Here is a 14,904-nt window from a genome sequence, read left to right as displayed (position 1 = left end):
TCCACTACGGGTGTCACGCTGTCCGGGCCGGAAGGCGGAGGACGAAGTGGGCCCCGCCCGCGCCGGGTGTCAGGGTCAGCGTGCCCTGGTGGGTGGTGGCGATGCGGTGGGCGATGGCCAGGCCCAGGCCGGAGCCGCCGGCGTCGCGGGTGCGGGCGTCGTCGAGGCGGGTGAAGCGTTCGAAGATCCGTTCGTGCTCTTCGGGCGGGATGCCGGAGCCGTCGTCCTGGATTTCCACGGCTGCTTCCCTGCGGTCGGGGTCGTGGGTCAGGCGGACGGTGATGGTGCTGGTCGCGTGGCGTTCGGCGTTGTCGAGGAGGTTGCCGAGCACCCTGGCCAGCAGCATGGGATGACCTTGTACGGCGACCGGGCCGGGGTCGGTGTGCACGTGGACGGTCAGGCCGCGGGGCGGGCGGCGGCGGGCGGTCTCGTCGCGGACCAGGTCGGTGAGGTCGACGCTCCGGTCCCTGCGCCGGTCGGTGTGGTCGGCGTCCAGGCGTGCCAGGAGCAGGAGGTCCTCGGTGAGGTCCTGGAGACGCTTGGTGTCCTCATGGGCGTCGTGGACGACCTGCGGCCAGTCGGCGGCCTCGCTGCGGTTGAGTGCGAGTTCCAGTTCGGTGCGCAGACAGGCGAGGGGCGTGCGCAACTCGTGGGAGGCGTCGGCGACGAACTGGCGCTGCCGCTCGACCGCGGTCTGCAGGCGGTCCAGGGTGGTGTTCATCGTCCGGGCCAGCAGGGCGATCTCGTTGCCGGCCCGCGGGACGGGGACGCGCCGGTCGAGGTGATGGGCGCTGAGGTCGGCGAACTCGGCCCGGATCGCTTCGACGGGGCGGAGGATCCGGCCGGCGGCGATCCAGGTGCTGGCGGCGATCAGGAGGGTGATGCCCAGGGCGCCTCCGGTCATGGACCACATGAGGGTGTTCAGCCGGGCCTGGTAGGTCTCCAGTGAATGGACAACTTCCGCTTGTCCCTCGGCAGTTGTGTCGAAGTGGGCCCGCAGGGGCGGCGAGGCCCTGGTGTCGGTCCACGGGGCGAGGGACAGCGACGGCTCCAGCCCTTCGTCCGTGTCGCCCGCCGCGAGGCAGATGGTGAACCGGTGTTCGCCCTCGTTCATGTCGAGCACCGGGTGCCGAGTGCAGGGCTTGAAATCACCGGGGGAGTAGCCGCCCGGCGGACTGAGTCCGATGGTCTTGTCCAGGGCTTCCTGAAGGAGCGTCGTCCTGACGGTGACGCCGACCGAGACGGCGCACGCGGTCAGGGGCAGCACGGTGATGACGGCGGTCAGCAGGGTCAGCCGCATGCGCATGGTCGCCGGACGCAGCCGCCGCCACAACAGGCGCGGTTGTGGCCGCCTCACGCGTGCGCTCCCTCACCGGCGTCGAAGCGGTAGCCGATGCCGCGGACCGTGTGGATCGTGCGCCGCCCGAAGGGGGTGTCGATCTTGCGGCGCAGGGCGCTGACGTAGACCTCGACGACGTTCACATCACCGCCGAACCGGTGGTCCCACACGTGGTCCAGGACTTCCGTCTTGGTGACGGTCTCCCCGCTGCGGCGCGCCAGATACTCCAGGACCGCGAACTCCCGGGCGGTGAGCACCACCGGAGTAGCGCCCCGGCGGCAGCTGCGGGCCGCGGGGTCGACCTCCAGGTCCCCGACCCGGATGACGACGGGCCGCTCGGGTCGTCCGCGGCGCAGCAGGGCCCGCAGCCGGGCGGTGAGCGCGACGAAGGAGAACGGCTTGGTGACGTAGTCGTCGGCACCGGTGTCCAGGCCCTCGGCCTCGTCGTACTCACCGTCCTTGGCGGTCAGCATGAGCACCGGCGTCCACACGCCCGCCGCCCGCAACCGCCCGCAGACCCGGTAGCCGTTCAGGCCGGGCAGCATCACGTCGAGCACGATGGCGTCGTAGTCGCCGTCCTGTGCCAACTCCAGCCCGCGCGGCCCGTCATGAGCCAGGTCCACGGCGTACCCCTCGCCGACGAGCCCACGGCGCAGCAGCTCTGCCAGCCGTGGGTCGTCCTCCACCACCAATATCCGCATGGCCCCCAGGATGACCCACTGTCACGCGGTGGTTCCTGAAGAAGCCTTCAGGAACCTTCAGGATCCCCACAGCGGCCCCGTGGCACTGTTGCTGCGCAGCAACGGGGCAGTGGCTGGGCCCACTTGGTTCCGTCGTCCGCCTGAAGCCGACCACCCACTTTTCGGCCAGGGCAACGACGGCCCGGCCCTGCCCCCGTTGCGCGCACCCCGGTTCACCAGCTGACGAGCGTCGAGTTCGGCTCGGGACCGGCCGCGAAGGTGAGACTGCCGACGGCCACGCTGCCGTCGGTCCAGGTCAGCGGGGGCGTTTCCATGCCCGTGAGCCACACGTCGTTGGTTCCCGGGACGAGATGGGGGGCGCCCCGGTGCATGGGCGCGCGGGACGGGTCGATGTGCCAGATGAGGACACCGTCGCCGGGGAAGTCCACGTCGTACTTCCGGCCTCCCGCAGGCGTGCGGTGTTCGAGGAGGAAGTACTCCGAGGCCATCCGGCTCGGATGCCAGAGAATGACGGCCCCGTCCGGCCGCTGCGGGGAGATCTCGAAGACATTGGCGCCGCCGTGTCCGGTCAGCTGGATCCGCTCCGGTTCGCACCAGCCCAGGGCGAGCTTGTGCCAGGCGTCCAGGTGCACGACGACCTGGTCGTTGCTGTCGAACGGGTACGCGCCCATCAACGTGAGCAGGTGATTACTGTTGTTGGGGTCGTACATGTCCAGGGTCCCGAGGGAGTGGGACACCTCGTGGCCGATCTGGTAGAAGGGCGTGAAAGCTCCCGCGAACGCAAGGTTCAGCTGCATCGTCTTCGTTATGGAGAACGGGATCAGGTTCACGGTGAACGGTATGGCCTCGGTGACGCGGTTGGCCGGCCAGCGGACGCGATGGTTCTCCACCGCCAGTACGACCAGCTCGTCGGCCGTGACCACCGAACTGGCGTCCGCGTCCATGCCGTAGAGCTGGTACGGGAAGACCTCGGCGATGCGCTTGGCCACCTTCTGCACGTGCTCGGCCTCGCTGGGACTGCCGAACACCCCCATGGACACAGGTCCCAGGACCCCGGCGCGGGTGAACCAGAACCGGCCGCTGGAACACTCCTGGACGTACTCGGTGAGGCTGGCGGGATTGACCGGTGTGGTGGTGAACGGTGACGTGGGATGGCCGAAGGCCAACTCCTCGTAGTACTCCAGCGGATGCTCGTCGGAGATCTTCAGGAAGCCGCCCTGTCCGTCGTCGTCCCACTCCATGAGCATGACCACCAACGGACGCGGCCCGAGGGCCTTTCGGCCGGAGACCCTGATCCTCCCGTGGCCGAACTCCTCCAGCGACGGAGCGACGGTCGGCACCGGATCGTGCGGCAGCGGGGCGTCGCACCCGGCCGCCTCCATCTGCGCCCGGGTTTCGTCGATACGCAGCTCCAGGAACTCGGCGCGGTCCAGCAGCTGCGCGCGGCCTGCCCCGAACGGCTCCGTGAGCAGGTCGTTCAGCACCTGCTGGAGCTCCGCGGCGAGATCCCGGAGTCTTTTGCGCAGTCCCTTGCATGCCGTCGGCTCAGGCTTGGCGTACAGCCTTCCGTCGCGCAAGCCCCTCATACGACGCTACGCCGGGCGTGCGCCGACGGCATGTCGGGGCGATCGTCGGCGTCAGACGACCGGCGGCATGTCGCTGGGCCGGGAGTCCAGGCCCGTGCGGTGGTTGACCCAGGAGCCGCGGGTGAAGTCCGGGACGGGGACCGGACGGCCGCCCGCCGCAAGGGACTTGACGCTCAGCGGGATGGGGGAGCACCAGACGGCGCCGTCGTAGACGTCCATGTCGGGGACGAGGCCGGCGCGCATCTGCTGGACGGTGCGCCACTGCAGGACGTAGTCCATGCCGCCGTGTCCGCCGTTGTTGGCCGCGTCGTCGCCGATCTTCAGCCACAGCCAGTGGTCGAACTCCTTGCGGTAGGCGTCGAACGCCCGCCAGGTGTGACCGCTGTGGTCCGGCTCGATGTACACGCGGCCCCCGCTCGCGGACGTCACGCCCGCGTAGTCCTCGAAGATGCCCCGGCTGCCGGCGAGTGAGTTGATACGGCTGTAGGGGCGCGGCGAGCTGACGTCGTGCTCGGCGCGGATCACCCGGCCCTGCGCGGTGTCGATGAGACAGGTGACGAGGTCACCGTTGATGTAGGTCTCCTGCCAGCTCGGGTGGGACTTCGGCACGAAGCGCTCGCGGTAGTCGGCGAGGCCCTTCGGTTCGGTGGAGGTGGCCCGCAGGAACGCCATGCGGTCGCCGCGGTTGATGTCCATGGCGCCCGCGATCGGGGCGAGGCCGTGCATGGCGTAGAAGGAGGCGGTGCTGCGGGTGTGCCACAACCGCCGCCAGGCGTCGGTGTAGTAGGTGTCGGAGAACAACAGGGCGCGCAGGTCGTGCAGATAGCCGCCGTGGCCGTTGGTGACCTCGCCGAACAGGCCGTCGTGGGCCATCTTGAGCATGGCCAGCTCGTTGCGGCCGTAGCAGCAGTTCTCGGAGAGGATCAGATGGCGGCGGGTGCGCTCGCTGGTGTCGACCAGGTCCCAGAGCTCCTCCAGCCCGGTGGCGACGGGCAGTTCGACGAGGACGTGCTTGCCGGCGAGCAGTGCGGCGCGGCCCTGTTCGTAGTGGAACTCCCAGGGGGTCGCGATGTAGACGAGGTCGATGTCGTCGAGGCGCAGCATGCGCTCGTAGGCGTCGGCCGAGCCGCCGTACTCGGCCGGGCGGGGTCGGCCCTCGGCGACGAGCCGGTCGGCGGTGCGTCTGGCCCGGTCGGCGCGGATGTCGCACACGGCGGTCACGGTGCAGCCCGGGACGGCGGCCCAGCCCGAGGACATGCCGTGGCCCCGGTTGCCGAGGCCGATCATGCCGACGCGGACCGTCGGGTACACGTCGAACGGGACATTGACCATGGACTTCTGGCCCGGGCTCCGCGACGGGGTGCCGTCGGCGGTCGGTGCCGCGGGGGCGGCGGCTTCGGTGGCGTAGGCCCTGGTGCCGAGTCCGGCGACTACGGCACCCGAGGCCAGGGCCCCGCCCATGAGGGTACGGCGTGAGACAGCAGGGATTTCAGGCATGGCGCGGATCGCTCCCTTATGCGTGGCGGCCGGCTGCTCTTGCTGCCGCATGACTCTGTCCACGCGAGCGCCGTGTGTCAATAGGTGCTTGAAAACAAGGAGTTGCGAGCAGAAACGAGCATGAGCTCGGTGGCGGGGGCGATCCGTGCGCGGACATGACGGATCCGCCGCCCCGGCTGCACCGGTGCGGCGGATCCGTGCGGTCGTCCGGGTCAGGCGGCGGCGGACAGCACCTCGGTGATCTGCCGGCGGATGACGTCCTGTGCGTCGGAGGGGAGCGCGGCGAGATCCGTGCGCTCCAGGGTGTGCAGGACGTTGTCGGTGTCGGTGTCGCAGGCCGTGCTGTGGGTGAGGACGTCGTAGCCGTCCCGGACGGCGACGCGCAGGCGCCTGCTGCCGTCGGCCTCGGCGTGCACCGCGGCGGCGACCACCAGCGGCGGGGGACCGCCCGCCGGGACGTCCTGCTTGTGGTACCCGCTGGCGACCGGGGTCCGCCAGCGCAGGCTGAGCAGCACATGACGCTTGGCCAGAAGATCGGCCAGGTCGGTCTCGTAGACGTCGTCCGCCTCCAGTACGGTCGCCCGGGCGTCCAGGACGAGCGCGGCGGGCAGCAGACAGCGCAGCGTGCTGCCGACGATGTTGCCGCCGACCGTGGCCGAGCGGCGCACCGCACCCGTTCCCACCCCGGCCGCCGCGCGGCGCAGCACGTCGGGCACGCGGTCGTCGACCTGGCTCAGCAGCACGGCCGAGCCCAGCGTCTCGGCGCCTATCTCATTGGCCTCCGGCAACTCGCGCAGTGACACCGCGAGTTCGGGGAACCCCTCCCGCTGGAACGACGCCCACACGAGCGTCGCCCCGCCGATGGGCACCGCCCCTTCGGCGAGGCACTTCTGCAGTTCGGAAACGGACGAGGGAAGACGCAGCAACACGGCAGCCGACCTGCTTTCCCGATGTGGCTTGAATCAGTTCAGGGCTTCCGCATTGTCCACACGCCCCCAGGGGCGCGTACAGGGTTCACGGTTTCACTCCGTGCGCCCCCTCGGCGCCGGCCCGTTGCTGTGCCGCACCACCAGCTCGACCGGCACCAGCGACTCGACCCGCGGCGGCTCCGCCCGGCCGTCGATGCGCGTGCCGATCCCGGCGAAGTCGGTGCGCGCGGTGGTCAGCGGCGGCAGCAGATGGGCGGCCTCGGGGATGTCGGCGTAGCCGACCACGCCGACCACGGCGACCCTGCCGACCTCGCCCGGCACCGAGCGACCGGCTTCGTGCGTCGTCGTCACAGCGGGCATGCGGGGGATTCCCTTCGGTGCGGACCGTCTTTTTGGGGGCGGGGTCGGGGTTGGTGCGGCTGCGGGCCGGTGGGGGCTGATCGCGCAGTTCCCCGCGCCCCTGGCGGGGCGCGGACGGTGCGACGAGTCCGTCGGCTCCACGTGCTGACGGCTCAGCGGACCGTCAGCTCCGACGCCGACGCCTCAGGCGTTCGGCCCGACCCTGGTGCGGCCGGTCAGCCACAGCGTGGCGGCCAGGCAGAGTGCCGAGACGGCGCCGAGGAGCAGGGGGACGGTACGGATGCCGGACCATTCGATCGCCTTGCCGAGGGGTCCCGCCACCACGCCGCCGATCATCGAGGCCGCGATGACCACGGCCCCGGCGCGCCGGGCTCCCGGGGCGGCGCGGTGCAGCGAGGCAGGCCGGTCGGGAAGATCGGGGCGATGAACAGGCCCACCGGCGTAGGCGTAGGGGGCCAGGGCGGGGAACCGGGCCGGCAGCAGACACACCGTCATGCCGGCGCAGGACACGGTGATGCTCGCCTGCGCCGAGAAGCGCAGGGCGAGCGGGGCGACCAGAAAGCGGCCGACCGTCATCATCAGCCAGTAGACGGAGGTGGCGGTCGCGGCGATGCCGGCGCTGTAGCCGACGGTCTCCAGATGGGTGGGTTCCCAGCCGCCGACACCGGCCTCGATACCGACGTGCAGGACGTAGAGGGCCACGAAAACGGCCAGCACCGAGACCAGGCTGCGGCCGAGGACCGGCGGGGCCGTCCCGTCCGCGGCCGGGTTCGGCGCGTGGTCGCGTACGCCTCTCAGGCACAGCAGCAGCGGCAGGTTGGCCGGCGCGAAGGCCAGGAACACCGCCGGGTAGTGCCGGGCGCCCACCGCGCCGATCAGCGCCGGGCCGAGGATCGCGCCGATGCCGAAGTGCGCGTTGAGGATGTTCAGCATGGCTGTCGAACTGTGGCCGAAGCCGACGGCGAAGAGCTGGTTGAGGCCGTAGTCGATGCCGCCGAAGCCCAGGCCGGCCAGCAGGGCCAGGGCCAGTGCGGTGGGCCAGCGCGAACCCGGCGGCGCCCACGGCCATGAGCAGGTACGACGCGCCGAGGATGCGCCGGTTGCCGACGCGGCCGTAGAGCCGGTCGAAGAGCAGGACACCGGCGACTCCGCCGACGAAGTGCGCCCTCAGCCCGAGTCCGGGGCCGACGGGGTGAGCGCGAACTCCTCGCGCAGGGCGGGGATGACGGGTCCGTAGAACGCCTGGAGGGCGCCGATGACGCCGTCAACATCCCCGTCGGGAGCGCTCTCCGTGGCCGGTTCTCGGCGTTGTCGCGAGGGAAGAGCCGTTACTAGGGTGCTGATTGACGTTTCAAAAGAAGCTGTCAACTCCCTGTCGCAGTAAGGAAGTTGACCGAAGCAAGTGCTTACTGCTCACGGGCCTTCGCCCCTCTCCGTCCCCATTCGGAAGGCAAGCACTGTGCACATGGAAACGCTCGACCACCTCGTCATCGGCGCCGGCCCCGCGGGGCTCCAGCTCGGCCAGATCCTGCAGTCGGCCGGACACTCCTACCGGATCCTGGAGAGCGGCCCCACCCCGGGCACGTTCTTCCGCACCTTCCCGCGCCACCGACAGCTGATCTCCATCAACAAGGTCCACAACGGCACCACCGACCCCGAACTCAACCTCCGGATGGACTGGAACTCCCTCCTCTCCCCGGACCCCGAGCTGCTGTTCACCCGCTACAGCAAGCGCTACTTCCCGCACGCCGACGACCTCGTGCGCTATCTCGCCGACTTCGCCGAGGCCTTCAAGCTCGACATCGCCTACGACACCCGGGCGGAGCGGATCCGGCGCGGCCCCGACGGCTTCACCGTCACCGACCAGCACGGCCACGACCACCACGCCCGCCGCCTGGTCATGGCCACCGGACTGACCCGGGCCCACGTCCCCGACATCCCCGGCATCGACACGGCCGAGGACTACGCGGACGTCCCCGTGGACCCCGACGACTTCACCGACCAGCGGGTCCTGATCCTCGGCAAGGGCAACTCCGCCCTGGAGACCGCCGACAACCTCGTCGAGACCGCCGCCGTCATCCATGTCGCCGGACCCCACTCCATCCGCATGGCCTGGAACACTCACTACGTCGGCCATCTGCGCGCGGTCAACAACAACTTCCTCGACACCTACCAACTCAAGTCGCAGAACGCGCTGTTGGACGGCGACGTGCTCTCCATCGCCAAGGGCGACGACGGCTACCGGGTCCGGTTCAGCTTCGCCCGCGCCGACGAGGTCGTGAAGGAACTGCGCTACGACCGCGTGATCGTGTGCACCGGATTCCGCTTCGACGCCTCGGTGTTCGACCCCGACTGCCGCCCCGAACTCGTCATCAACGACCGCTTCGCCGCGCTCAACCCCGCCTACGAGTCGGTGAACGTGCCAGGCCTGTACTTCGCCGGCACCCTCATGCAGCAGCGCGACTTCAAGAAGTCCACGGGTGGGTTCATCCACGGCTTCCGCTACGCCGTCCGCGCCCTCGGCCGCATCCTCGACGAACGCCACCACGACACGCCCTGGCCGCACCGCGAGCTGGAGCCCGACCCCGCCGCCCTGGCGGACGCCGTCGTGGCGCGCGTCAACCGGTCCTCGGCGCTGTGGCAGCAGTTCGGCGTCCTCGGCGACGTCGTCGTCACGGCACCCGGGACGGCCCGCTACCACGAGGAGGTCCCGGTCGCCTACGCCCACGAGAGCGAACTCGCCCGGGGCGACGCCTACTTCACGATCACCCTGGAGTACGGCCCCGACCACGACAAGGTCGACCCCTTCGACATCACCGTGCGCCGCCCCTCGCAGAACTCCGCGGACCAGGCCTTCGACGCCGCTTATCTCCATCCAGTCGTCCGCCACTTCCGGGCCGGTGAACTCATCGGCGCCCACCACCTGGCGGAGAACCTGGAGAACGAGTGGAACAACCCCCAGGTGCACACGGCGCCGCTCGCGGACTTCTTCGCCCGTGCCCTCGACCTCCAGCCCGCCGACCCGGGGCGGTGAGGCGGCCGTGATGCTGTCCCTGCGGGACTTCGAAACCGCTGCCCGCGACAAACTCGACCCCGTGTACGCCGACTTCATCGCCGGCGGCGCACGCGACGAGATCACCGTACGGGCCAACGAGGAGGCCTTCGAACGGCTCCGGCTCATGCCCCGGGTGCTGCGCGGCAGCGCCGTACGCGACCTGGAGGTCGACCTGCTGGGCAGCCGCGCCAGCCTGCCCGTGCTGCTCTCGCCGACCGCCTTCCACAAACTCGTCGACGCGGAAGGCGAATCAGCCACCGCGCGGGCCGCCGCGGCCGCGGGCGCCATCATGATCGTGAGCATGGCGTCCACGGTCGCCGTGGGCGAGATCGCCGACGCGGCCCGCGCCGCGGGCTGCGCACCGCTGTGGTTCCAGCTCTACATCCAGCCGGACCTGGAGATCACCGAGGCCCTGGTGCGCCGGGCCGTCGACGCCGGCTGCACCGCCCTGGTCGTCACCGTCGACTCCCCGGTGCTGGGCGCCGGCGAACGCAACCGGCGCAACGGCTTCCACGACCTGCCGGCCGGCCTGCGCTGCGAGAACCTGGTCGACCTGCGGGACGGCGAACGCGGACACGTGCGCCAGATCGCCATGTCGGCGGAGCTGTCCTGGGAGCACATCACCTGGCTGCGCTCGATCACCGACCTGCCGATCCTGCTCAAGGGCGTGCTCCACCCCGAGGACGCCCGGCTCGCCGTCCGGCACGGCGTGGACGGACTGCTGCTGTCGAACCACGGAGGACGCCAACTCGACGGCGTCCCCGCCACGTTGGAGCTCCTTCCCGAGATGGTCGCCGCGGTGGCGGGCCGCATCCCGGTCCTGCTGGACGGCGGGGTCCGCCGGGGCACGGACGTGGTCAAGGCACTCGCGCTCGGCGCCCGCGCGGTCGGCATCGGCCGCCCGGTGATGTGGGCGCTGGCCGAGGGCGGCGAAAAGGGCGTACGACGGCTGCTGGAGCTGTTGCGCGAGGAGGTCGAGGACGCCGTCGCGCTGTGCGGGGCGGCCGGACTCGACGAGCTGACCCCCGGGCTCGTGCGCCCCGCCTGGTCGGGACCGCTGTTCGAGGGGGCGAGGTCATGAGCGCCGTCCTGTGGACCGCCGCCGGCGCCGCTCTGCTGCTCGGCCTGCCCTTCTGGCTGCCCCGGGCCGTCGTCGCCCTGCGCGTGGCGATCTTCGCCCGGATCAACGGCGACGAGGGCATCACCGCACCGGGCCGTGAGATACCCGCCGAGGAGTTCCGGCAGGTGTACGGGCATCCCGCGGCGAGCGGCCGCAGCCGGGGCGCCGCCCTGTCCGACCTGTTCTGGTACTGGCTCGCGCCCGGCCCCGAGGTCCACCAGGAGCACCTGGAACCCGGACCCCGCTACGACGACGTGGCACGCACGACCCGGCAGATCCTCGCCGGGCTGTCCCGCGCGCAGTGGACGGAACTCGTCGACCGCTGCACCCGGCGCGTCCTCGACGAACTCGGCGAGGACGCACACGCGCGCGTGCACCACGTCCGGCTGCGCGATGTGATGATGCCGATCTGGGCCGAGGTCTACCACGAGGTCGTCTTCCGCGAGCCCTGCCCGCGCCACGTCCGGGACCTGATCACCGGCAACGCCGACGACGTCGTCAGCGCCCTGAAGTGCACCCGCCTCAGGCACATGGACCGGCGGGCCCGCCTCACCGCCCACCTCGGGGACCGGCTGGCGAACGACCCGCCGCCCGTGCCGCTGCCCTCGACGCTCTCCGAGCGGGAACGGGCGTACTACCTCCAGGGCACGTTCTTCAACACGGCCGTGGTGCAGATGTCGGAGGCCATGGCCCACCTGCTGCTGGCCCTCGCCACCCACCGGGACGTGCAGGACCGGCTGCGGGCGGGCACGACCGACCCCGGCTACCTGGACCGGGTCATCGACGAGACCCTGCGGCACTTCCCCCTGTTCGGCGTGGCCCACCGGATCACCACCGGGGAGATCCCCCGCACCGGACGGCCCGCCATCCCCGCGGGATCCGTCCTGCTGTTCAACTACCCCGAGTACCAGCGCTCGGACGGGACCGCGGCCGAGGAGTTCGACCCGGACCGGTGGCTGGCCAAGGACACCAGGCCCGCGGCGTACATCCCGTTCGGCGTGACCGCCAACCGGCCCTGCCCCGCCCGGGGCTTCGCCGTGCTCACCATGCGGGTGGCGGCCGAGGAGGTGCTGCGGCGCTTCCGCCTGGAGTCGTCCGCGGAGCACACCCGGTCCCTGCCCAGCCGCGGGCCGTGTCTGCTGGTCCCGCACTCCGCCACGGTCGGCCGGTTCCGGCTGGCCGCGATGCGGCTCGGCGACCGCTGGGCCACCGTGCCACGCAGCCTCACCCAACTGGTGCTCGGCACCTACATGGTGTGGGACGCCCGGCGCCAGGGGCTGTGCCGCACCTACTTCGCGGAGCGGCCCGGCGGGACCGCCCCGACCGCGGTCGGCAGCCGGTGAAGGGGGCAAGGACATGACTCCCGTGGAGCTCGCCCCCGCCTTCTTCGCCGCCGTCGTGGTGATCCTGCTGACGTGCCGTCTGGTCGTCGCGGTCGCCGCCCGCTTCGGCCAGCCGCCGGTCGTCGGCGAGATGATCGCCGGTGTCCTGCTCGGCCCGTCCCTGTTCGGCCTGGTCGCTCCCGACGCCTCCGCCGCCGTCTTCCCGGCCGAACTCAAACCAGTGCTCTACGTTGCCGGCCAGATCGGTCTCGTCGCCCTGATGTTCCACGCCGGCTACGAGTTCCGGGCCCACGCCGGCCGCAGCCTGGTCAAGTCCGCCGTCACCGTCTCCTCCGCCGGCGTCGCCCTGCCGCTGCTGCTCGGCGTGGGGCTGACCTTCGCGGCCCACGGGCACGTGGACATCTTCGTGGACGGGGTGTCGGTGTGGGTGACGGCGTCGTTCGTCGGGGTGGCCCTGGCCATCACAGCCTTCCCGATGCTGGCCCGCATCATCACCGAACGCGGCCTCGCCGGAACCCGGTTCGGGTCGCTCTCCCTCGCCTCGGGCGCCACTGACGACGCCGTCGCCTGGATCATGCTGGCCGGGGTGCTCAGCGCGGCCTCGGGCGAGGCCAGCCACATCCTGACCGCCGTCGGCGGCTCCCTGCTGTTCGTGGCGGTGCTGCTGACGGTCGGGCGCCGCCTGCTGGCGTGGATCGTGGAGCACCGGGCGATGAGCGAGGAAACCCGGCTGCTCGGCACCATCGCGGTGCTGTTCTGCGGCGCCTGGTTCACCGACATCATCGATCTGTACGCCGTGTTCGGAGCGTTCTGCATCGGCATGGCCATGCCCCGCTCCGAGGCGTCCGAACGGCTGGTGCGAACGGTGCAGTCGGTGACGCAGGTGCTGTTCGTCCCGATGTTCTTCACCTACTCCGGCCTCAACACGGAGTTCGACGTCTTCGCCGACCCCGCGGTGACGGTGTTCGGCGTGTCGGCGGTGGTCCTGGCCGTGTTCGGCAAGTTCGGCGGCTGCTGGGCGGCGGCCCGGCTGCGGGGCGAGCCGCAGCCGGTGGCGCTGCGGGTCGGCGCGCTGATGAACGCCCGGGGGCTGATGCAGCTGATCGCCCTGAACATCGGCCTGGCCGCCGGGATCGTCACGTCGGCCATGTTCTCCGCCCTCGTCCTGGTCGCCCTGGTCACCACGGTGATGACGGCGCCCATGCTCAGCTGGTTCGACCGCCGGGACGCCCGGTCCCGGCCGGTCGAGGAGCCCAGGGAGACGGAGACGGTGCCGACGTGACGCGCACCGGCGCGGGACTCCTCGTCCGGCAGCTCGAACGGGAGGGCGTCCGGCATGTCTTCGGCGTGCCGGGCGTCCAGCTCGACCATGTGCTGGACGCGCTCGCCCGGGCCCGGGACGCGGGCGGACCCATCGAGTATGTGGCCGCACGCCATGAACAGGGGGCGGCCCACATGGCGGAGGCCTACGCCCGCACCTCCGACCGACCCGGAGTCTGCCTCGTCGTCCCCGGCCCCGGGGTGCTCAACGCCCTCTCGGCGGTGGCCACCGGCTACGCGTGCTCCTCGCCGCTGCTGTGCCTGGCCGCAGACATCCCGTCGGCCCTGTCCGGCCGCAACCTCGGCATGCTGCACGAACTGCCGGACCAGGGCGGGGCGTTGGCGTCGGTGACGAAGTGGTCGGCGCGGGCCGACAGTCCGGAGGAGATCCCGGGGATCGTCCGGGAGGCGGTACGGCGGTCCCGGGCGGGGCGTCCGCGGCCGGTGGCGGTGACGCTTCCGGCGGATGTGCTGGCGGGGGAGGCGCACGGCGGCGTGCCGGGACGGGAGGTGCCGTACGAGCCGCCGGACCCGGACCCTCCGGACCCCTCCACCGTCGCCGACATCGCCGCGGCCCTGCGCACCGCCCGCCGCCCCCTCCTCCTCGCCGGTGGAGGCGTACTCGCCGCGCGTGCCGGGGACGCCCTGACCGGCCTGGCCGAGCGGCTCGGCGCGCCGGTGCTGACCAGCCGTAACGCGGGCGGCGCGATCCCGGCCCACCACCGGCTCGCGCTGCCCGCGCTGGCCACCCCGCGCGTGCTGCCCACGGCGGACGTGGTGCTGGCCGTCGGCACCCGCTTCGTCTCTCCGCGCGGTACGGCACTGCCCACGGCACCCGGCGCGACCGTGATCCTCGTCAACGCCGATCCCGCCGATGTGGGGCCGCCCAGAACTGCCGGCCTCACCCTGTGCGAGGACGCCCACACGGCGCTGGAGGCCGTCACGGCGGCGCTGCCGCCCGGCCCGCGCCGCTCCGAGTGGTCCGCGCAGGAACTCACCGAGGTCCGGGCGTGGTGCACGGGCCGCGTGGCGGAGGCCGAACCCCAGTGGTCCTACGTCCGGGCCCTGCGCGAGGCGATCCCGGACGACGGATTCCTGGTCAACGAGCTCACCCAGGTGGGTTATCTGGCCGCCGTCGGCTACCCCGTCCACCACCCGGGCACCTTCCTCACGCCCGGCTACCAGGGCACTCTCGGCTACGGCTATCCGTCGGCGCTCGGCGTGAAGGCGGCGCACCCGGACCGCGCGGTGGTGTCGCTCAACGGGGACGGCGGCTTCTGCTTCAACCTCCAGGAACTGGCCACCGCGCGGCGTTACGGCATCGGGGTCGTCGCCGTGGTGTTCAACGACCACGCCTACGGAAACGTCCGGCGCATCCAGGCGGACGAGTTCGAGGGGCGGTTCATCGGCAGCGATCTGAGCAGCCCCGACTTCGTACGGCTGGCGGAGTCCTTCGGGGTCCCCGCGGTGCGGGCCGAGACGCCGGGGGAGCTGGCCGGGGCGTTGAAGGAGGCGTTCGGCGAACGGGGACCGTCGCTGATCGAGGTGCCGGTGGGGGAGATGCCCAGCGTCTGGCCGCTGCTGCTGGGAGGTGCGCCGGGGTCGGTTCGCGACTGACAGGGATTGGACTGTCTGTACAGCTACTGGACGTGTA

The 14,904-nt window shown here is 71.5% G+C and carries 11 protein-coding genes and 1 pseudogene; 5 read left to right on the top strand and 7 right to left on the bottom strand.

Annotation, left to right across the window (positions count from 1 at the left end; translation table 11 throughout):
* Positions 1 to 13: 13 nt before the first annotated feature.
* From AB0Q90_RS02715 to AB0Q90_RS02685, 7 genes and pseudogenes are all read right to left on the bottom strand, one after another.
* Positions 14 to 1,357: a HAMP domain-containing sensor histidine kinase gene (locus AB0Q90_RS02715; RefSeq protein WP_363162570.1), complete on the bottom strand. Its 1,344-nt coding sequence runs from the start codon at positions 1,355 to 1,357 to the stop codon at positions 14 to 16.
* A complete protein-coding gene (locus tag AB0Q90_RS02710) occupies positions 1,354 to 2,040 on the bottom strand; it encodes a response regulator transcription factor (protein WP_363162571.1) in 687 nt (228 codons plus the stop codon). Before AB0Q90_RS02710 ends, AB0Q90_RS02715 begins: the two co-directional genes overlap by 4 nt.
* Before the next feature lie 212 nt (positions 2,041 to 2,252).
* Positions 2,253 to 3,617 (bottom strand): hypothetical protein, encoded by a 1,365-nt coding sequence (locus tag AB0Q90_RS02705; RefSeq protein WP_363162572.1) that lies wholly within the window; start codon positions 3,615 to 3,617, stop codon positions 2,253 to 2,255.
* Positions 3,618 to 3,677: 60 nt separating this feature from the next.
* Positions 3,678 to 5,123, bottom strand: a complete 1,446-nt coding sequence (locus AB0Q90_RS02700) for a Gfo/Idh/MocA family oxidoreductase (protein ID WP_363162573.1) — start codon at positions 5,121 to 5,123, stop codon at positions 3,678 to 3,680.
* A 212-nt stretch (positions 5,124 to 5,335) separates the two neighbouring features.
* Complete coding sequence (locus tag AB0Q90_RS02695) at positions 5,336 to 6,052, bottom strand: FAD binding domain-containing protein (protein WP_363162574.1); 717 nt, start codon at positions 6,050 to 6,052, stop codon at positions 5,336 to 5,338.
* Positions 6,053 to 6,145: 93 nt separating this feature from the next.
* Positions 6,146 to 6,391: pseudogene (locus AB0Q90_RS02690) on the bottom strand (hypothetical protein); the annotation flags it as partial.
* Between the two features lie 204 nt (positions 6,392 to 6,595).
* Complete coding sequence (locus AB0Q90_RS02685) at positions 6,596 to 7,552, bottom strand: MFS transporter (RefSeq protein WP_363162575.1); 957 nt, start codon at positions 7,550 to 7,552, stop codon at positions 6,596 to 6,598.
* A gap of 325 nt (positions 7,553 to 7,877) precedes the next feature.
* Between AB0Q90_RS02685 and AB0Q90_RS02680 the strand changes: the two genes are divergently transcribed.
* The 5 genes from AB0Q90_RS02680 to AB0Q90_RS02660 are packed head-to-tail and all read left to right on the top strand — an operon-like array spanning position 7,878 to position 14,867.
* Positions 7,878 to 9,446, top strand: a complete 1,569-nt coding sequence (locus AB0Q90_RS02680) for an NAD(P)-binding domain-containing protein (RefSeq protein ID WP_363162576.1) — start codon at positions 7,878 to 7,880, stop codon at positions 9,444 to 9,446.
* A 10-nt stretch (positions 9,447 to 9,456) separates the two neighbouring features.
* Positions 9,457 to 10,548 (top strand): alpha-hydroxy acid oxidase, encoded by a 1,092-nt coding sequence (locus AB0Q90_RS02675; RefSeq protein ID WP_363162674.1) that lies wholly within the window; start codon positions 9,457 to 9,459, stop codon positions 10,546 to 10,548.
* Positions 10,545 to 11,930 carry a cytochrome P450 gene (locus tag AB0Q90_RS02670; RefSeq protein WP_363162577.1) on the top strand — a complete coding sequence of 462 codons (1,386 nt, stop codon included), beginning with the start codon at positions 10,545 to 10,547 and terminating at the stop codon, positions 11,928 to 11,930. Before AB0Q90_RS02675 ends, AB0Q90_RS02670 begins: the two co-directional genes overlap by 4 nt.
* Before the next feature lie 13 nt (positions 11,931 to 11,943).
* Positions 11,944 to 13,212 (top strand): cation:proton antiporter, encoded by a 1,269-nt coding sequence (locus AB0Q90_RS02665; RefSeq protein WP_363162578.1) that lies wholly within the window; start codon positions 11,944 to 11,946, stop codon positions 13,210 to 13,212.
* Entirely contained in the window at positions 13,209 to 14,867 is a 1,659-nt protein-coding gene (locus tag AB0Q90_RS02660) for a thiamine pyrophosphate-dependent enzyme (RefSeq protein ID WP_363162579.1), read from the top strand. Before AB0Q90_RS02665 ends, AB0Q90_RS02660 begins: the two co-directional genes overlap by 4 nt.
* Positions 14,868 to 14,904: the final 37 nt, after the last annotated feature.

Source organism: Streptomyces sp. NPDC079141, from assembly GCF_040686775.1.
Taxonomy (GTDB): Bacteria; Actinomycetota; Actinomycetes; order Streptomycetales; family Streptomycetaceae; genus Streptomyces.
This window is presented reverse-complemented; position numbering and strand designations above follow the sequence as displayed.

Coding starts and splice junctions, on each gene's coding strand:
- AB0Q90_RS02710 (WP_363162571.1), bottom strand. CDS start 2,040: ATGCGGATATTGGTGGTGGAGGACGACCCACGGCTGGCAGAGCTGCTG.
- AB0Q90_RS02700 (WP_363162573.1), bottom strand. CDS start 5,123: ATGCCTGAAATCCCTGCTGTCTCACGCCGTACCCTCATGGGCGGGGCC.
- AB0Q90_RS02680 (WP_363162576.1), top strand. CDS start 7,878: ATGGAAACGCTCGACCACCTCGTCATCGGCGCCGGCCCCGCGGGGCTC.
- AB0Q90_RS02675 (WP_363162674.1), top strand. CDS start 9,457: ATGCTGTCCCTGCGGGACTTCGAAACCGCTGCCCGCGACAAACTCGAC.
- AB0Q90_RS02670 (WP_363162577.1), top strand. CDS start 10,545: ATGAGCGCCGTCCTGTGGACCGCCGCCGGCGCCGCTCTGCTGCTCGGC.
- AB0Q90_RS02665 (WP_363162578.1), top strand. CDS start 11,944: ATGACTCCCGTGGAGCTCGCCCCCGCCTTCTTCGCCGCCGTCGTGGTG.